We start from the raw sequence: 16908 nt of genomic DNA, 5'->3' as shown, positions 1-16908 counted from the left end.
AACCATGCGCCGACTTTCCCCGCTGGATCACCTGATCAACCAAGCCGACGCCTTCGTCAAGGTTGTCGCCGGCCAGGCCCGATCCACCGGCCGGCCATCCCCGGGCGGGGACGACATCGGGCCGCACCTGGAGGATCACGAGCGCGATCTGTCCGTGCGCCTGATGCGGGTCAACCATGCCGGCGAGGTCGCGGCGCAGGGGCTGTACCAGGGCCAGATGCTGACCGCCCGCACCCCGGCGATCCGCGACCACCTGGACCAGGCTTCGCGCGAGGAGGGCGACCACCTGCACTGGTGCGCGCGCCGGGTGCACGACCTGGGCGGGCGCACCAGCCTGCTGGGGCCGTTCTGGTATGTCGGCTCGTTCGGGATGGGGGCGCTCGCCGGCCTGACCGGCGACGCCTACAGCCTGGGCTTTATCGACGAGACCGAGCGCCAGGTGGAACGCCACCTGGACCGCCACCTGGAGCGGCTGCCGGCACAGGACGAGGTCTCGGCGCGCATCCTGGCGCAGATGAAGCAGGACGAGGTGGAACACGGCGCGCATGCCATGGCGCTGGGCGGCAAGGCGCCACCGTGGCCGGTGCGCAATCTGCTGATGCCCCTGACCTCCAGCGTGATGACGCGCACCGCTTACTGGATCTGACTCGCCAGGCGGAAAGACGGGAGTCGGCTGCCGCGCGCAACGCACGGCGCATGCCGCTCAGCTCGGGCGGCTCATGTTCTTGCCGTAGAAGATCTCCATCATCTCGTGCTTGAGCAGCTTGGAGATACGCTTGGCCTCCTTGGCCGAGTAGTCGTCCTTGCCCAGCCCGAACAGGTAGCTGTCCAGGTCAAAATCCTTCAGCACCATCTTGGTGTGGAACAGGTACTCCTGGTACACGTTCACGTCCACCATCTGGTACTTCTCCTTGGTGTCGCGCGAAAGGAAGTCCTGGATGGAGTTGATCTTGTGATCGATGAAGTGCTTCTTGCCGCGCACGTCACGGGTAAAGCCGCGCACGCGGTAATCCATGATCACGATGTCGGACTCGAAGCTGTGGATCAGGTAGTTCAGCGCGCGCAGCGGCGAGATGCGCCCACAGGTGGACACGTCGATATCGGCGCGGAAGGTCGCGATCCCGCCCTCCGGGTGCGCCTCCGGGTAGGTGTGCACCGTGATGTGGCTCTTGTCCAGGTGGCCGACCACGGTCTCCGGCAGCGGGCCGGGGCCCTCGGTATAGCCGATCTTCTCGGTGGCCACCGGCTCTTCCGAGATCAGCATGGTCACGGACGCGCCCTGCGGATCGTAGTCCTGGCGCGAGATATCGAGGATATTGGCCCCGATCAGGTGGGCCACGTCCGACAGGATCTGCGTCAGACGCTGGGCGTTGTACGCCTCGTCGATGTACGCGATGTATTCGTCGCGATGCCGGTCACCCGAGGCATAGCAGATATCGTAGATGTTGAAGCTCAGGCTCTTGGTCAGGTTGTTGAAACCGTGGAGCTTGATCTGCTTCTTGTGACGAGGCATGGCGTATCCTCTTGCCCGGGCCGCAGCGAGCGGCGAATTGTAGACGCCCCGGCCCGCGAGTCCAAGGACGGGGCATCGGTCGGCGCGGGTTCAGCGCGGCGCCGGCCCCTCGATGATCTCGAAGTCGTGGGTCACCTTCGCCGAGGCGCCCAGCATCAACGAGGCCGAGCAGTACTTCTCGGCCGACAGCCCGACCGCGCGCCCGACATGCTTCTCCGAGAGTTCATGGCCGTACACGCGAAAGTGCACGTGGATATCGGTGAAGACCTTGGGCACGGTCTCCGCCCGGGCACCCTCCACGGTCACCTCGCAGTCCAGCACCTGCTGGCGCGCCTTTTTCAGCATCGCAATCACGTCGAAGCTGGTACAACCGCCCATCCCCAGCAGCAGCATCTCCATGGGCCGCACCCCCAGGTTGCGCCCACCAGCGTCCGGCGCACCGTCCATCACCACCGCATGGCCGCTGTCGGTCTCGCCGACGAAGGCCACCTGGTCCAGCCATTTCACTTTCACCTGCATCACGCCCGTCCTTAAAGAGAGGCCGATCAATGTATCAGCGTCTCCTTGCTGCTGTTGGATGGAGGAATCCGTGCCTATACTTGAGGGGAACTCTACTCAGGGCGGACCTGCCGCACAAAATCGGAGGCCTGTCGCCGGATTTTGTGATCCGTTCCAGCCACCGCGGCCTGCGGGCATCGGACGCTGCATTACACTGGCGCACATCCACAGGAAGCTGATATCGGACGTGACCATGATGGAAGCCTTGAACAACCCGTTCGTCTATCGCCCGGCCCAGCCGTCGCCCGCGCTGGAGCGTTTTCTTGGCTACTGCCACCGCCGCCAGTACCGCAAACGCACCACGATCATCCACTCGGGCACGGTGCCCGACACGCTGTACTACGTGGTCAGCGGATCGGTCTCGGTGCTCGGCGAGAACAACGGCCACGAACTAGTGCTTGCCTACCTGAACAAGGGCGAGTTCTTCGGCGAGCTCGGCATGTTCGAGGATGACCCGCGCAGCGCGACCGTCACCACCCGCGAGGACACCGAGACCGCGGAGATCCCCTACACCCAGTTCCGCGAGATCGCCCAGCGCGACCCCGAGATCCTGATGCTGCTGACCAGTCAGATCGCGACCCGCCTGCGCCAGACCTCGCGCAAGGTGATGGACCTCGCGTTCGTGGATGTCACCGGCCGGATCGCCCATACCCTGCTGGACCTCGCCCAGCAGCCCGACGCCATGACCCACCCCGACGGCATGCAGCTGCGCATCACCCGTCAGGAGATCGCCCGCATCGTCGGCTGCTCGCGCGAAATGGCCGGGCGCGTGCTGAAGGATCTCGAGGAACGCGGCCTGATTACCGCCCACGGCAAGACCATCGTGGTGTTCGGCACGCGCTGACGCAGCGTCGCGGCCGGCCCGCCGGGCGCGGGGCAACACCTCCGGCCCGGACATCCGCTCTCACCGTCTCCTCCCGGAGTTGGTTACGACTCGCCGCGGAACAGCTGCCCCAGGGCCTTGCCCGGGTCCTCGGTGCGCATGAAGGCCTCGCCTACCAGGAACGCATTTACGCCGGCGGCCTGCATGCGTTCGACATCCTCGCGGGTATGGATGCCGCTCTCGGTGACCAGCAGGGCGTCCTCCGGTGCCTGGCCCTTCAGCTCCAGCGTGGTCTCCAGCCGGGTCTCGAAGCTGTGCAGGTCGCGGTTGTTGATTCCGATCAGATCGGCGCCGATCTTCTTCGCCCGCTCCAGTTCCTCGGCGTCGTGCACCTCCACCAGGGCATCCATGCCCAGCTCGCGGGCCAGGAAATACAGCTCGTACAGGGCCGTGTCATCCAGGGCGGCGGCGATCAGCAGCACGCAGTCCGCGCCCAGCACCCGCGCCTCGTAGACCTGGTAAAGGTCGATCACGAAGTCCTTGCGCAGGATCGGCAGGTTGCAGGCCACGCGGGCATCGCGCAGGTCGCCGTCGCGCCCCTTGAAGAAATCCACGTCGGTCAGGACCGACAGGCAGGTGGCACCGTGTTCCTCGTAGCTGCGGGCGAAGGCCTCCGGGTTGAAGTTCGGGCTGATCTGCCCCTGGCTCGGACTGGCCTTCTTGATCTCCGCGATCACCGCGGCGCGCCCGGCATCGATGTCGCGCTGGAGTGCTGCGCGAAAACCGCGCGGCGCGGGTGCCGAGCCCATCCAGCCGCGCAGTTCGCGCAGCGGCCAGAACGCCTCGCGCTCCTTCAGTTCCTCGCGCTTGCGCTCCAGGATGCGCTGCAGGATATCGGGTACTGCGTTGGCTTCGGTCATTCTGCTTCCTTGTTTGCCAGTCGTGCGCTGGTCGCCTGCAGGCGTTCCAGCCGTTCGCGTGCCGCACCGGCATCGATGGCCCGGGCGGCGGCCTCGATGCCCGCCGCCAGCGTGTCCGCGCCGCCCCCGGCGTAGATCGCCGCACCGGCATTCAGCAACACGATGTCGCGGGCCGCGCCCGCCTGACCGCCCAGCACGCCACGCAGCATATCGGCCGAAGCCTCCACGCTGTCGACGCGGACGGCATCCAGCGCCGTGGTGGTCAGGCCAAAGTCCTCCGGGCGGATGGTGTACTCACGGATCGCGCCGTCCTTGAGCTCGGCCACCCGGGTGGGGGATCCGATGCTGATCTCGTCCAGGCCGTCCTCGGCGTGGACCACCAGCACATGCTCGCTGCCCAGTCCCTTCAGTGCCTCGGCCAGCGGCCGCACCCAGGCCTCCGAGAACACGCCGAGCACCTGGTTCGGCGCACCGGCCGGATTGGTCAGCGGCCCCAGCACATTGAACAGCGTGCGCACACCAAGTTCCTTGCGCGGACCGATCGCGTGCTTCATCGCGCCATGGTGGGCGGGGGCGAACAAAAACCCGACCCCGACCTCGTCGATGCAGGCCCCGACCGCCTCCGGCGTCAGGTCGAGGCGAATCCCCAGGTGCTCCAGGACATCGGCGGAACCGGATTTCGACGACACCGACCGGTTGCCGTGCTTGGCCACCCGCACCCCGCCGGCCGCCGCCACCAGGCCGGAGGCGGTGGAGATGTTGAAGGTTCCGGAGGCGTCGCCGCCGGTCCCGCAGGTATCCACCAGCCCGGTGCGCGGCACGTCCACGCGGGTGGCCAGCGAACGCATCACCCCGGCCGCCGCACGGATCTCCTCGATGGTCTCGCCCTTCATCCGCAGGGCCACCAGGAATCCGCCGATCTGGGCATCGGTGGCCTCGCCGGTCATCACCGCCTGCATCACGGCGGTCATGGTGGCCGCATCCAGGTCCTGGCGCTCGATGAGGGCCGCTATCGCTTGTTGCACGGTCACGGGATCGCTCCTGCGGGAAAATCGAAGCGGCTAGTGTAACGCCCGCGCCGGGGTGCGACGACCGCGCGCCTCCGGCCCGGTCCACCACAACAGGGCCGCGGCCGCCCAGATCACCAGCGAACCGCCGATCAGCCACGGCAGATGGTCGTCCAGGCGATCCACCAGAAACAGTGCCAGCAGGGCGCTGAAGCCCAGTTGCAGGAAGGCCTGCATGGCCGAGGCCATGCCCCGGGCGCCCGGATAGCAGTCCAGGGCCAACAGATTCAGCGAGGGCACGGCCGTGGCCAGCGCAAAGCTGTACAGCGCGAACGGCAGGGTGACCGCGACCACGGGCCCGTCGGTCACGATCCCCAGCGCCACCAGCGCCAGGGAGATCCCGGCCAGCCCCACGCCGATACTGATCGCCAGCGGCGGGCTCAGCAGGCTGGCGGTGCGCCCCGCGATGAAACCGCCCACCACCAGACCGCCCACCAGCGGCAGGAACAGCCACCAGAAATCCTGTTCCTGCCCGCCCAGATGGACATAGATCACCGTCGGGGAGGCCGCGACGAACAGGAACATCGCCCCGAACAGACCGGCATGTACCAGGGCCGGGCGCAGAAACGGCGGATTGCCGAGGGTCCCGAGATACCCCCGCAGGATCAGGGCCGGCTTGCCGGAGGCCCGCCCGACCGGCGGCAGGGTCTCCGGCAGCCAGGTCCGGATCGCCAGCAACAGGATTGCGCCATACAGGGTCAGGAACAGGAACACCGACCGCCAGCCGAACCCCGCCTGCAGATACCCCCCCACAATCGGGGCAGCCGCCGGACCAATCGCGAACATCATGGTAATCAGCGCCAGCACGCGGCGGGCATCGATGGCCTCGAAGCGGTCGCGCACGACCGCGCGCCCGACCACAATCCCGGCCGCCGCGGACAGACCCTGTCCAACCCGCAACCCCATCACCTGCCAGTACTCGACCGCCAGCACCAGTAGCAGGGAGCTGATCACGTAGCCGACCAGCGCCCACAAAACCACCGGGCGCCGGCCAAAGGTATCCGACAGCGGGCCGGCCACCAGGGTCGCGAGCGCGAATGCGACCAGATAGGCCGACAGGGTCGCCTGCATCGCGCCGGAGTCCACCCGCAGGGCCTCCGCCATCGCCGGGAACGAAGGCAGATAGGTGTCCAGCGAGAATGGCGCCAGCATCGACAGCGGCGCCACCAGCAACGCAAAGCGCCACCGGGTGCGTCGAGTCTGGGTCACGCCGGCTGGGGCAGTCGGCGGAGGAAGTTGTCGAGGAGTTCGTGGCCCTGGCGGGTCAGGATGGATTCCGGGTGGAACTGCACGCCCTCGACATCCAGCTCGCGGTGGCGCAGGCCCATGATCTCGTCCCGCGAGCCATCCTCGCGCTCGGTCCAGGCGGTGACCTCCAGGCAATCCGGCAGGCTCGCGGCCTCGACCACCAGGGAGTGGTAACGCGTCGCCTCCAGCGGATTCTCGAGCCCGGCGAACACCCCGACGCCGGTGTGGTGCACCGGCGAGGTCTTGCCATGCATGATCTCGCGCGCCCGCACTACGCGACCGCCGAAGACCTGGCCGATCGCCTGGTGTCCGAGGCAGACGCCGAGGATCGGGATCTCGCCGGCAAAGCGCCGGATCACCTCCAGCGATACCCCGGCCTCGTTCGGCGTGCAGGGGCCGGGCGAGATCACGATCCCCTCGGGGGCCAGATCCGCGATCTGCTCCGGGGTGATGCAGTCGTTGCGGTGCACCACCACCTCTGCCCCCAGCTCGCCCAAGTACTGGACCAGGTTGAAGGTGAAGGAGTCGTAGTTGTCGAGCATCAGGATCATGACGAACGTCCCTGGAGAACAGAGGAAACAGGACCGCCGCGCGAATCGATGTTCACGCGCGTGGAGCGGACAGGGCCCAGCATAACCCGGCCCCGGGGCCGCCGACCCGCAACCGCATGGGCGCTGGCGAAACCGGGCACCCTCATCGCGGCAACAGCAGCGCCGCCAGCAGAGTGCCGTCGGCGGCCTCCAGCCGGTGCCCGCCGGGGCTCGGGAGGGTATGCGCCCGGCCGCGCAGGGCCGGGAGACGGTTCATATCCTGACTGGCAGCATCCACCCAGGGGTCGGCCAGGCGGACCACCGACACGTAGCGGATGGGCGGGTGTTCCCGCGTATTCAGCCACTCGAGGTGGGCCGCATCCGGCGAGGTGCCCTCCGGCCCCCAGAGGCCCTCGCGCCGGTGCATGCCCTCGAGCCCGATAAACGGGGCGTAAAGCCCCAGGGCCGAGTCGGCCAGCGCATCCGTCACCGAACGCGCCAGGGCGGACCAGCCGCCCCCCGCATGCGGAGCGGAAAACGTCACCAGGGTGGAGATGGCCGGGTGCGGCTGGCGCACCAGCAACTCGCGCGCCACGACGCCGCCACTGGAATGCCCGACCAGCACCAGTTCCTGCCCCGGATGGCGCCGCGTCAGGGCCTCGACGACCTGACCCAGCGCCCGCGCGCGTTCGGGGGGCACCCCGCCCGCCGGCAGGTCCACGGTGTAGAACTGGCGCGGCGCCGGATCCGGCGCACGATCGAACCAGGGGGCCTCCGGCCGGGCCCGGGCCCGGCCGCCATCGGCATATCCGGCGGCATTCAGGGCTGCGGTGACTCCGGCATGGCGAAAGCCGTCGCCGCGATCCCAGCCCCCGGGGACCAGCACCACGATCTGCGCCGCCGCCAGCCCCGGCAGCAGCCACACCACCAGCGCCAGCAACAGGATGCGAAGGCCGCCGCGCATGGCCACCCCCTCAGTCGCGGTGGCGGCGCGGCCCCAGGCCGCCCAGGGCGGTCTCGGCCGCGCGCACCACCGCCCGCCCCTTGTTCAGGGTCTCCTGCCATTCGCTTTCCGGGACCGAGTCGTGGACCACACCCGCCCCGGCCTGGATATGCAGCTCGCCGTCATGCAGCACGGCCGTTCGGATCGCGATCGCGGTATCCATGTTGCCCGACCAGGACAAATAGCCCACGGCACCGGAATACGGCCCACGCTTCACCGGCTCCAGCTCGTCAATGATCTCCAGCGCGCGGATCTTGGGCGCGCCGGAGACGGTCCCGGCGGGAAAGGTCGCCCGCAGCACGTCCATCGGCGAGTGCCCCGGGGCCAGCCGGCCCTCCACATTGGAGACGATGTGCATCACGTGCGAGTAGCGCTCGATGCTCATGGTGTCGGTCACCTCCACCGAGCCGATCTCGCAGACCCGGCCGACGTCGTTGCGGCCGAGATCGATCAGCATCAAGTGCTCGGCGCGCTCCTTCGGGTCCGCCAGCAGCTCGGCCTCCAGCGCACGGTCTTCCTCCTCGGTGCGCCCGCGCGGACGGGTGCCGGCGATCGGGCGCACGGTCACGCGGTCGTCCTCCAGACGCACCAGGATCTCCGGGGAGGCCCCGACCACGTGGTGATCGTCCAGATCGAGGTAGTACATGTACGGGGACGGATTCAGCGCCCGCAGGGCGCGGTAGAGATTCAGCGGCGGGGCGGAGAACGGGACGCTCATGCGCTGCGCCAGCACCACCTGCATCACGTCGCCGTCCATGATGTATTCCTGCGCCCGCGCGACCGCGGCCTGGAAGCCCTCGGCCGACCAGCCGGGGATGTATTCCGGCACCGCGTGCGGATGCGGCGGATCCTCCGGGGGCACCAGGGGCTCGCCCAGGCGGGTCTCCAGCTCATCCAGCCGCGCCGCAGCCACGGCCTGGCCATCGGCCTGCGTCGCATCGGCGTGCACCACCAGGTACAGCCGGCCGGAGAGGTTGTCGTAGACCACGACCTCCTCCGAGACCATCAGCAGGATATCCGGCAGTCCCAGGGCGTCGGGCTTCTCCGGGCCCTCCAGGCGCGGCTCGATCAGGCGCACGGTCTCGAACCCGAAATAGCCGACCAGGCCACCGGTGAAGCGCGGCAGGCCCGGCAGGTCGGCGGCCTTGAAGCGCGCCTGGTAGGCCTCGATCCAGGCCAGCGGGTCGGCCTCGGTGGCCTGCTCGACTACCTCGCCATCGGTCTCCACGGTGATGTCGTGGCCATGCACGCGCACCCGCGTACGCGCCGGCAGGCCAATGAAGGAATAGCGGCCCCAGCGCTCCCCGCCCTGGACGGACTCGAAGAGATAGGAATACGGGCGGTTGGCCAGCTTGAGGAAGATGGACAGCGGGGTCTCGAGATCCGCGAGGACCTCGCGCACCAGCGGGATGCGGTTATAGCCCTCTCGGGCCAGCTGATCGAACTGTTCGGGGGTCATCACAACGGTTCCTGACAAGGGGGATGGACGGCGCGGCGGGTCATTCGCCGTGTCGCCATCGCTCCGTTGTCCGGTCCGTTGCAATCATTGGTCAGTGTTTCCCTAGGCCGCCTGTGCGGGCAACAGATTGGGCAATTCATCCAACCGGTCGAGAACCGCGTCCGGGTTCTCGTCGCGGATGTCATTGCCGTGGTTGTAGCCGTAGGTCATGCAGACCACCTGGAAGCCGGCGGCACGCGCCGCCTTCACGTCGCTCTTCGAGTCCCCGACCATCAGCGACTCGGAGGGCTCCACGCCCAGTTCCCGCGCCGCGTGCAGCAGTGGCGCCGGGTCCGGCTTTTTCTGCGGCAGGGCGTCGCCGGCGACCACGATCTCGAAGGTGTCGAGGATCCCCTTTTCGCGCAGCAGCGGCACGGTGAAGCGTTCGGCCTTGTTGGTGACACAACCCAGCCGATAGCCTGCGGCCTTGAGCTGGTCCAGCCCCTCGCGCACGCCTGGATAAAGCGGCGAGCGCCCGGCGGTGTTCTCCTGGTAGATGCGCATAAACACCGGCAGCGCGCGCTCGAACGCCTCCGCATCCGGCTCGCCGTCAAGGTCGTTCACCAGCGCCCGCTTGACCAGCCGCTCCACACCGTTGCCGACCCAGTTGCGCACGGCCGGCTCGCCGCGCTCGGGCAGGCCCAGCTCGCGCATCATCGCATCCACACTAAAGGCCAGGTCCGGCACGCTGTCGATCAGCGTGCCGTCCAGGTCGATCAGGATCATGCGGGGGCGTTTCAGGGACATCCCGGTCTCCAGTCGCGGCCGGATCAGGCCTTGGCCAGCTCGTCGCGCATCTGCTGGATGATGCTGTCGTAGCGGTTCGGGTCGGCGTCGCTGCCGGCACCGAAGATCGCGGACCCGGCGACGAAGGTGTCAGCCCCGGCGGCCTTGATCTCGCGGATGTTGTCGGCCTTCACGCCGCCGTCGATCTCGAGGCGGATGTCACGCCCTGAGTCGTCGATCATCTTGCGCGCGGCGCGCAGCTTGTCGAGGGTGTTCGGGATGAACTTCTGGCCACCAAAACCCGGGTTCACCGACATCAGCAGGATCATGTCGACCTTGTCCATCACGTACTCGAGATAGGACAGCGGGGTCGCCGGGTTGAACACCAGCCCGGCCTTGCAGCCCTCGGAGTGGATCAGCTGCAGGGTGCGGTCGATGTGATCCGACGCCTCCGGGTGGAAGGTGATGTAGCTGGCCCCGGCCTGGGCGAAGTCCGGGATGATGCGGTCCACCGGCTTGACCATCAGGTGCACGTCGATCGGCGCGGTCACGCCATGCTTGCGCAGGGCATCGCAGACCAGCGGGCCGATGGTCAGGTTCGGCACGTAGTGATTGTCCATCACGTCGAAGTGGACGGTGTCGGCGCCGGCAGCCAGGACGTTGTCGACTTCCTCGCCCAGACGGGCGAAATCGGCGGACAGGATGGACGGGGCGATGAAATCGGGTTGTGCCATGGTGAAGCCTCGCAGGAATCTCGGGTGAAGCAGGACCGACCGTCGGCCGCGCTCTCGGAACCGCGAAACTTTACCGGATGCCGCCATGCCAGGCAAAAGACGGCGCATGTGACGCGCCCTCCAACGCAAGCGGGCCGGGGAGATCCCCGGCCCGCCGACGGCTTGTACTGTCTTTGCCTGGCCCCGAATCAGTTGAATTCGGTGGCGATATAGCTCGACAGATTGGCGATGTCGTCATCGCTGAGCGACTGCGCCTGCGGACGCATCAGGGCGGTGTTGTCGCCCACTTCCTCGCCGGCGCGATAGCGTTCCAGCAGGTCTGCCAGGTAGCCCGCGTCCTTGCCGGCCAGCGCCGGGAAGATCGCCTGGCCCTGAGCCTGCGCACCGTGGCAGCTGGCACACACCGCCTGGTACTTGGACTGACCCGCCTGGATATCGGCAGCCTGGGCAGCGGTGGACAGCATCAGGATGCTGCCGGCGATACCGGCCAGCACGAACAGCTTGGTTTTCATTGTTGTGGTCTCCTCGTTCTCGATCCTGGACGGAGCTCACGCCCCGTCTTGATGCGAACATTAGCAGGCGCTTCCTGAATGCTGCATTAACACAGAACCAACCATGGAAATGGCCGCAGACCGCTCCATGGCGCCAACGGAAGAGTCAACGCCCGTGGATGTAGCGTTCGTCCGACCAGGTCGCCAGCCACTCGGGACGCACCATTACCAGCCCGGTGATGACGATCCCGTTGATGACCGCCTCGGGCAGCACCAGCAACGCCAGGTAACGCAGGTAATCGCGGTAGATGTCGACCCAGGCCAGCTCGGTAAACAGCCCGTAGATCACCGCCGACGCCAGCACGGTGGCCACCACCGACAGCGCCCCGCCGAGGAAGCCAACCGCGTAGAGATAGATGAACATGTGCGCGGGCAGGTAGGCCTGGGACAGCCGCAGCAATCCCCAGGTAACCGCGACCGGAAGGATGCCGGCCAGCAGTACCGTCAACGGAAAGGCGGCCAGCGGCAGGGCGCCGAACAGACCGAGGGTCGCCACCACCAGAAAGACCATCAGGATCGCCAGCTGCCAGCCGAACATCAGGGTCACGGTGGTCATGCCAAGGAAATGCAGGGCCAGGCCATCCAGGGTCTGGGCCCGCAGGCTCCAGATCAGCAGCAGGCAGAGCGTGGCGATCACGAACAACTGCGCGCGCCCGGGCACGAAGAAGGCCTCCCAGGGCATGCGCCGAAGCATTACCACCATGCCAATGCCCAACAGCACGGCGGACAGCACGCGGAGCGCGACCGGGAGTTCGCCCGCCCCCTCGACCATGCTCAGTCGGGCTCGCGCACGGCGGCCGCGACGGTGTACTCGCGGCCCTGCTTGACCTTGTCGTAGTTGCCGAACACGTCCTTGAACCCCTTCTCGATGAACCGCCGTAGCCCGGTAATGGTTACGACATAGATGCGCCCGCCGGGGTTCATCTGCTCGTGGGCGTCCAGCAGGTAGGTCTGCAGCATCTCGCGCCCGACCTTGGCCGGCAGGTTGGAGGTAACCAGATCGAACCGCCGATCGCGGATGCGCGAGAAGCCGTTACTGGTCAGACACTCCACATTGGCGATGCCGTTGAGCTCGGCGTTGCGCTGGCTGTACTCCACCGCCAGATAGTTGGTATCGACCAGGGTGGTCAACCCCTGCGGGGCCTTGCGCGCAAGCGTCAGGCCGATCGGGCCGTAGCCGCAGCCAAGGTCCAGGCAGGCGTCCGCCGGATGCACCTCGATGCGCTCCAGCAGCATGCGGGTGCCGTCGTCGATTCGCCGCGGGGAGAACAGCCCCCAGGTGGTGCGAAACCGCAGATGCTCGCCCGCCAGGGTGTCCTCGAACTCAAGGTCGCGCTTGAGCTCTGTCTGCCGGGCGCGTCGCGCCTGGGCGCTGGGGAAGGCCTCACTCATGCCACGCCCTCCCCAACGGCGTCGGCCAGGCCCTGCCACAGGGTCTCGGCGGTGGAGGCTGCGGCGGCGGCATCGTCCTCGCCCGGGAGGCCCAGCACGTTGACATGGCCCATCTTGCGCCCCGGGCGCGCCTCGGCCTTGCCGTAGAGGTGCAACCGCGCCCGGCCGGCCGCCAGCACACCTTTCCAGTCGGGTGCGCCGCCCGCGGGCCACAGGTCGCCCAGCAGATTCACCATCGCCACCGGCGTGGTCAGCAGGGCCGGCGCCAGGCCTAGTCCGCAGACCGCGCGCACCTGCTGCTCGAACTGGCTGACGGTGCAGGCATCCAGGCTGTAATGCCCGGAATTGTGGGGACGCGGCGCGATCTCGTTGACCAGCAGTTCGCCGTCCGCCGTGAGGAAGAACTCGACCGCCAGCACCCCCTGATAATCGAGCCGCTCGGCGACGTGCCGGGCGATAGCCGTGGCGCGCTCGCGCACCTCGTCCCCGGCCCGTGCCGGGACACGCGTCAGGTGCAGGATGCCGTCGCGATGGGTGTTCTCCGCGACCGGAAAGGCCTCGGTGGCGCCATCGGCGGTACGCGCAACCAGCACCGACAGCTCGCGCTCCAGCTCCACCCGGGACTCCAGCACGCAGTCCACCTGGCCCAGCTCGGCATGCGCTGCCGGCAGTTCGCCGGCCGCGGCCAGCCGCACCTGCCCCTTGCCGTCATAACCCAAGCGCGCGGTCTTCAGGATCGCCGGGAAACCCGGGGCTCCGGCATCGGTTTGCACCTCGGACGTCAGGCCCGCCGGCACCGCCTGCCACGGGGCCACCGCCACGCCGATCTCGCCGAGAAAGGCCTTCTCCTCGAGGCGGTCCTGGGCAACCGTCAGGGCGCGTGGCCCGGGGCGCAGACAGGCGTGGGCATCCAGCCACTCCACCGCGGCGCGCGGGATGTTCTCGAACTCGGTAGTAATCACCTCGCAGGCCCCGGCCAGCGCCTGCAGGGCATCGGGGTCGTCAAAGGCCTGGCACAAGTGGCGCGCCGCCACCCGCCCGGCCGGGCTGGCCGGGTCCGGGTCGAGCACCCAGACGGCATAGCCCATGCCCTGCGCGGCCTCCACGAAATAGCGGCCGAGCTGCCCGCCACCGAGCAGCCCGAGGGTCGCGGGGGGCTGGATCATGACGGGTCCGGCGGCAGGGTCTGTACGAGCACAGCCTCGCACTGCGCCTGGCGAAAGGCATCCAGGCGCTCGCGCAGGTCGGAATCGCTATTGGCCAGCATCGCGGCGGCAAAGAGCGCCGCGTTGGCGGCGCCCGCCTCGCCGATCGCGAAGGTCGCGACCGGGATCCCCTTCGGCATCTGCACGATCGAGAGCAGCGAATCCTGGCCCTTGAGGTGGCGCGAGGCAACCGGCACACCCAGCACCGGCACCGGCGTCTTGGCCGCCAGCATGCCGGGCAGGTGCGCGGCCCCGCCCGCCCCGGCGATGATCGCCTGCAGGCCGCGTTCACGCGCATTCTCGGCGTACTCGAACAACAAGTCGGGGGTCCGGTGGGCCGAGACCACCCGGGCCTCGAACGGAACCTCGAGTTCGTCCAGCACATCCACCGCGCGCTCCATAGTCGCCCAGTCGGAGGTGCTCCCCATCACCACGCCCACGCGCGGCGCCCTATTGCCAGCCGTCTCAGTCATGGCCCGAACGATAGCGACCCCGGCCCCACCCGACAAGCCGTGTTCACCACGAAGCACGCGACGACACGCGGAAAAGCCAGGTCAAGGGCGATCTACAGGAAGACGCGAAGATTGGAGGAAAAATAATAAGGACGCTGTTCCTTAACCCGGCGGCGACTCACGTCGCGGCGGGCCCGCTTGGCTCCCACCATTAAAATCTTCCGACCTTCGCGTCTCCCTGTGAATCGCTTTTCTGTGCATCGTGGTGCGGTAGGCCCGTGGCCGGTAGAATCGCGGCATGACTGACACCCTGCTCGAAAGCCATATCCCCGACCTCGAACTCGTCCATCGCGGCAAGGTACGCGACCTCTACGCGGTGGATGCCGACCACTGGCTGATGGTGACCACCGACCGCCTGTCCGCGTTCGACGTGATCCTGCCGACCGGCGTGCCCGGCAAGGGCCGGGTGCTGACCGAGATCACCCGGTTCTGGATGGACAAGATCCAGCGCGAACTGGGCATCCCCAACCAGCTGACCGACATCCCGCTGGAGCAGCTCATCCCGGACCCGGCGATTCGTGCCCCACTGGAAGGACGCAGCCTGGTGATCCGCCGGCTGGAGGCCCTGCCGGTGGAGGCCGTGGTGCGCGGGTACCTGATCGGCTCCGGCTGGAAGGACTACCAGGCCAGCGGCGCGGTCTGCGGCATCCCGCTCCCGACCGGCCTGGAGCTCGCCTCGAAGCTCCCGGAGGCGATCTTCACCCCCAGCACCAAGGCCGACGTCGGCGACCACGATGCCAATATCGACTTCGATTCCGTGGTAGCGACCATCGGCGAAGAACGAGCGCGTCAGGTGCGTGATGCAGCACTCGCGATCTATGCGATGGCGCGCGACTACGCGGCCGAGCGCGGCATCATCATCGCCGACACCAAGTTCGAGTTCGGCGTCGATGCCGCCGGCACCCTGCATCTGATCGACGAGGTCCTGACCCCGGACTCCTCGCGCTTCTGGCCGGCCGACCGCTACGCGCCGGGTACCAGCCCCGAGTCCTTCGACAAGCAGTACGTACGCGACTACCTCGAGACCCTGGACTGGGACAAGCAGGCGCCCGGCCCCGAGCTGCCCGCCGAAGTGGTGGAACAGACCGCCGCGCGCTATCGCGAGGCCCTGGAGCGCCTGACCCGCGACGCATGAGCCCGGCACAGACAGGAGCGTCCCCAAAGGGCCTGTTCGTCACCGGCACCGATACCGGCGTCGGCAAAACCTTCGTCAGCTGCGCGCTGCTGGAACTCTGGCGGGAACAGGGCCTGACTCCGCAGCCACGCAAGCCGGTGGAATCCGGCTGCCCATGGAGTACCGACGGGCTGCTGCCCGAAGACGGGCTGAACCTCGCCCGCGCGGCGGGCCTGCCCGACGCTGCCATCGCGCAGGTCACGCCCTGGCGTTTCCCCGACGCCATCGCCCCGGACCAGGCCGCCGCGAACCAGGGCGTGCGCCTGACGGTCGCGGAGCTGGCCGCGGCCTGCGACGCCGACGGCACGGGGCCGCGACTGGTGGAAGGTGCGGGGGGCTTCTACTCGCCGCTGTGTGCCGACGGGCTGAACGCGGATCTCGCCGAGGCCCTGGGGCTGCCGGTCCTGCTGGTTGCGGAGGACCGCCTGGGCACACTGAACACCTGCCTGCTGACCCTGGAGGCCCTGGAACGACGTGGCCTGCAACTGGCCGGGATCGTGCTCAACCGGCGCCGGGCGGATACCGACCCGCGGCTCGACAACGCCGCGGCCCTGCGGGCGCGCACGAACGTCCCGGTGATCACGTCAGCGGAAGGCATCACCCGCGTGGCGCTGGCTCAGAAGCTTTCCACCTCGAAGTTGTCCGGGCGCACCCCACCGGAGGACTCGCGCTCCTGAGCTCGGGTTTCGGAGGCCGCCGGGGCGTCCTCTTCCGGCGCGGCATCGGCGCGGAAAGCGGCCAGGGTCTCGCGCAGCGCACGGGTGCCTTCGTGGTCGACCCGGCGGGTCTCGATGATGTGCACCGGACGCTGCGACTCGCCGTAATAGGCCTCGTTGAAGTCGTCGCGCACGGTCATGCGTGACCCGGAGAAGCTCATCCCCAGATAGGCCCCGCGTGCCCGTGAGTAGGACAGGAAGTCCGCCGTGGGCGTGGCGCTGCGGCCGGCGCCTACCGGGCCCGCGGCCACCGAGGCATCGCCACCGAGCCGGATCGCGGACCCGAACATCGAATCCACCGCATCCTGGGTGCGCGCCACCATCACCACCTCGGCGGCGTCCCCGCCGAATTGCATGCCGAAACTGACCGAGCCGAGCGAGTAGAAGGCCACCGGGGAATAGTCCCCGCGCTCGTCGTCCCAGGCGAGGAAGACGCCGATACCGCCGGAGCCTCCCACGAGGAAGGCGCCACGGGCGACGCGCGGAAAGATCACCACGCCACGGGCATCGCGCAGGTCCTCTTTCAGGGACTCGTATTCCGGGTGCGTGGCCATGTGCTCCACCGTCGCCTGGGCACGATCGATGATGTCCTGCGGGTCGATCTCGCGGCTGAACGGATTGGCATGGGCGGTACCGGCCATCGCGACCAGGACCAGTGCAGTCAGGCAGAAACGGATCAGTCGGGACATCGCTGAACCTCCATCAAGGCGTGCTAATCGCGTCATCATGGCACAAAAA

At 68.1% G+C, this 16908-nt stretch carries 20 protein-coding genes; 4 read left to right on the top strand and 16 right to left on the bottom strand.

All coding sequences use genetic code 11. The annotated features are described in order from the left end of the window. Positions 1-4: 4 nt before the first annotated feature. The gene (gene coq7 / locus F572_RS0112635; protein ID WP_017942842.1) at positions 5-646 is read left to right on the top strand and encodes a 2-polyprenyl-3-methyl-6-methoxy-1,4-benzoquinone monooxygenase; all 642 of its coding nucleotides are present in this window, start codon (positions 5-7) and stop codon (positions 644-646) included. 57 nt (positions 647-703) lie between these two features. Here the strand turns inward: coq7 and speD are convergent, their stop codons facing one another. Both speD and F572_RS0112625 read right to left on the bottom strand, forming a co-directional pair. Continuing rightward, entirely contained in the window at positions 704-1513 is an 810-nt protein-coding gene (gene speD, locus F572_RS0112630; protein WP_017942843.1) for an adenosylmethionine decarboxylase, read from the bottom strand. Positions 1514-1603: 90 nt separating this feature from the next. Continuing rightward, positions 1604-2032, bottom strand: a complete 429-nt coding sequence (locus tag F572_RS0112625) for an OsmC family protein (protein WP_017942844.1) — start codon at positions 2030-2032, stop codon at positions 1604-1606. A gap of 235 nt (positions 2033-2267) precedes the next feature. On the opposite strand from F572_RS0112625, the gene crp reads away from it, so the two are divergent. Then, entirely contained in the window at positions 2268-2915 is a 648-nt protein-coding gene (crp, locus tag F572_RS0112620) for a cAMP-activated global transcriptional regulator CRP (RefSeq protein WP_026143139.1), read from the top strand. An 83-nt stretch (positions 2916-2998) separates the two neighbouring features. Here crp and trpC read toward each other — a convergent pair whose 3' ends face one another. The 13 genes from trpC to purE all read right to left on the bottom strand — a co-directional run bounded on the left by trpC (position 2999) and on the right by purE (position 14241). Beyond that, positions 2999-3814, bottom strand: a complete 816-nt coding sequence (trpC, locus tag F572_RS0112615; protein ID WP_017942846.1) for an indole-3-glycerol phosphate synthase TrpC — start codon at positions 3812-3814, stop codon at positions 2999-3001. Beyond that, a complete protein-coding gene (trpD, locus tag F572_RS0112610) occupies positions 3811-4845 on the bottom strand; it encodes an anthranilate phosphoribosyltransferase (RefSeq protein ID WP_017942847.1) in 1035 nt (344 codons plus the stop codon). Before trpD ends, trpC begins: the two co-directional genes overlap by 4 nt. Before the next feature lie 30 nt (positions 4846-4875). Next, a complete protein-coding gene (locus F572_RS0112605; RefSeq protein ID WP_017942848.1) occupies positions 4876-6054 on the bottom strand; it encodes a multidrug effflux MFS transporter in 1179 nt (392 codons plus the stop codon). 32 nt (positions 6055-6086) lie between these two features. After that, entirely contained in the window at positions 6087-6680 is a 594-nt protein-coding gene (locus F572_RS0112600; RefSeq protein ID WP_017942849.1) for an aminodeoxychorismate/anthranilate synthase component II, read from the bottom strand. 142 nt (positions 6681-6822) lie between these two features. Further along, on the bottom strand, positions 6823-7623 hold the full coding sequence (locus F572_RS0112595; RefSeq protein ID WP_017942850.1) for a triacylglycerol lipase: 801 nt from the start codon (positions 7621-7623) through the stop codon (positions 6823-6825). Between the two features lie 10 nt (positions 7624-7633). Beyond that, positions 7634-9121 carry an anthranilate synthase component I gene (trpE, locus tag F572_RS0112590; protein ID WP_017942851.1) on the bottom strand — a complete coding sequence of 496 codons (1488 nt, stop codon included), beginning with the start codon at positions 9119-9121 and terminating at the stop codon, positions 7634-7636. Between the two features lie 102 nt (positions 9122-9223). Next, entirely contained in the window at positions 9224-9907 is a 684-nt protein-coding gene (locus F572_RS0112585; protein ID WP_017942852.1) for a phosphoglycolate phosphatase, read from the bottom strand. A gap of 23 nt (positions 9908-9930) precedes the next feature. After that, complete coding sequence (gene rpe, locus F572_RS0112580; RefSeq protein WP_017942853.1) at positions 9931-10620, bottom strand: ribulose-phosphate 3-epimerase; 690 nt, start codon at positions 10618-10620, stop codon at positions 9931-9933. A 188-nt stretch (positions 10621-10808) separates the two neighbouring features. After that, positions 10809-11132 carry a c-type cytochrome gene (locus F572_RS0112575; protein ID WP_017942854.1) on the bottom strand — a complete coding sequence of 108 codons (324 nt, stop codon included), beginning with the start codon at positions 11130-11132 and terminating at the stop codon, positions 10809-10811. A gap of 145 nt (positions 11133-11277) precedes the next feature. Beyond that, positions 11278-11943: an energy-coupling factor ABC transporter permease gene (locus F572_RS0112570; RefSeq protein ID WP_017942855.1), complete on the bottom strand. Its 666-nt coding sequence runs from the start codon at positions 11941-11943 to the stop codon at positions 11278-11280. 2 nt (positions 11944-11945) lie between these two features. Continuing rightward, positions 11946-12563 (bottom strand): class I SAM-dependent methyltransferase, encoded by a 618-nt coding sequence (locus F572_RS0112565; protein WP_017942856.1) that lies wholly within the window; start codon positions 12561-12563, stop codon positions 11946-11948. Further along, on the bottom strand, positions 12560-13729 hold the full coding sequence (locus F572_RS0112560) for a 5-(carboxyamino)imidazole ribonucleotide synthase (RefSeq protein ID WP_017942857.1): 1170 nt from the start codon (positions 13727-13729) through the stop codon (positions 12560-12562). Before F572_RS0112560 ends, F572_RS0112565 begins: the two co-directional genes overlap by 4 nt. Continuing rightward, a complete protein-coding gene (purE, locus tag F572_RS0112555; RefSeq protein ID WP_026143140.1) occupies positions 13726-14241 on the bottom strand; it encodes a 5-(carboxyamino)imidazole ribonucleotide mutase in 516 nt (171 codons plus the stop codon). The genes F572_RS0112560 and purE overlap by 4 nt, the downstream gene beginning before the upstream one ends. 277 nt (positions 14242-14518) lie before the next feature. Between purE and F572_RS0112550 the strand changes: the two genes are divergently transcribed. Continuing rightward, positions 14519-15415, top strand: coding sequence for a phosphoribosylaminoimidazolesuccinocarboxamide synthase (locus F572_RS0112550; RefSeq protein WP_017942859.1), 897 nt, complete (start codon positions 14519-14521; stop codon positions 15413-15415). Further along, positions 15412-16131: a dethiobiotin synthase gene (gene bioD, locus F572_RS0112545; RefSeq protein WP_017942860.1), complete on the top strand. Its 720-nt coding sequence runs from the start codon at positions 15412-15414 to the stop codon at positions 16129-16131. Before F572_RS0112550 ends, bioD begins: the two co-directional genes overlap by 4 nt. On the opposite strand, the gene F572_RS0112540 is transcribed toward bioD, so the two are convergent. Then, positions 16071-16859, bottom strand: a complete 789-nt coding sequence (locus tag F572_RS0112540) for a lipid-binding SYLF domain-containing protein (protein ID WP_017942861.1) — start codon at positions 16857-16859, stop codon at positions 16071-16073. The genes bioD and F572_RS0112540 overlap by 61 nt on opposite strands. Positions 16860-16908: the final 49 nt, after the last annotated feature.

The sequence above is a fragment of the Thioalkalivibrio sp. ALE14 genome (assembly GCF_000376845.1).
In the GTDB taxonomy this organism is placed as follows: domain Bacteria; phylum Pseudomonadota; class Gammaproteobacteria; order Ectothiorhodospirales; family Ectothiorhodospiraceae; genus Thioalkalivibrio.
This window is presented reverse-complemented; position numbering and strand designations above follow the sequence as displayed.

Coding starts and splice junctions, on each gene's coding strand:
- coq7 (WP_017942842.1), top strand. CDS start 5: ATGCGCCGACTTTCCCCGCTGGATCACCTGATCAACCAAGCCGACGCC.
- speD (WP_017942843.1), bottom strand. CDS start 1,513: ATGCCTCGTCACAAGAAGCAGATCAAGCTCCACGGTTTCAACAACCTG.
- F572_RS0112625 (WP_017942844.1), bottom strand. CDS start 2,032: ATGCAGGTGAAAGTGAAATGGCTGGACCAGGTGGCCTTCGTCGGCGAG.
- crp (WP_026143139.1), top strand. CDS start 2,268: ATGGAAGCCTTGAACAACCCGTTCGTCTATCGCCCGGCCCAGCCGTCG.
- trpC (WP_017942846.1), bottom strand. CDS start 3,814: ATGACCGAAGCCAACGCAGTACCCGATATCCTGCAGCGCATCCTGGAG.
- F572_RS0112600 (WP_017942849.1), bottom strand. CDS start 6,680: ATGATCCTGATGCTCGACAACTACGACTCCTTCACCTTCAACCTGGTC.
- F572_RS0112595 (WP_017942850.1), bottom strand. CDS start 7,623: ATGCGCGGCGGCCTTCGCATCCTGTTGCTGGCGCTGGTGGTGTGGCTG.
- trpE (WP_017942851.1), bottom strand. CDS start 9,121: ATGACCCCCGAACAGTTCGATCAGCTGGCCCGAGAGGGCTATAACCGC.
- F572_RS0112585 (WP_017942852.1), bottom strand. CDS start 9,907: ATGTCCCTGAAACGCCCCCGCATGATCCTGATCGACCTGGACGGCACG.
- rpe (WP_017942853.1), bottom strand. CDS start 10,620: ATGGCACAACCCGATTTCATCGCCCCGTCCATCCTGTCCGCCGATTTC.
- F572_RS0112575 (WP_017942854.1), bottom strand. CDS start 11,132: ATGAAAACCAAGCTGTTCGTGCTGGCCGGTATCGCCGGCAGCATCCTG.
- F572_RS0112570 (WP_017942855.1), bottom strand. CDS start 11,943: ATGGTCGAGGGGGCGGGCGAACTCCCGGTCGCGCTCCGCGTGCTGTCC.
- F572_RS0112565 (WP_017942856.1), bottom strand. CDS start 12,563: ATGAGTGAGGCCTTCCCCAGCGCCCAGGCGCGACGCGCCCGGCAGACA.
- F572_RS0112560 (WP_017942857.1), bottom strand. CDS start 13,729: ATGATCCAGCCCCCCGCGACCCTCGGGCTGCTCGGTGGCGGGCAGCTC.
- purE (WP_026143140.1), bottom strand. CDS start 14,241: ATGACTGAGACGGCTGGCAATAGGGCGCCGCGCGTGGGCGTGGTGATG.
- F572_RS0112550 (WP_017942859.1), top strand. CDS start 14,519: ATGACTGACACCCTGCTCGAAAGCCATATCCCCGACCTCGAACTCGTC.
- bioD (WP_017942860.1), top strand. CDS start 15,412: ATGAGCCCGGCACAGACAGGAGCGTCCCCAAAGGGCCTGTTCGTCACC.
- F572_RS0112540 (WP_017942861.1), bottom strand. CDS start 16,859: ATGTCCCGACTGATCCGTTTCTGCCTGACTGCACTGGTCCTGGTCGCG.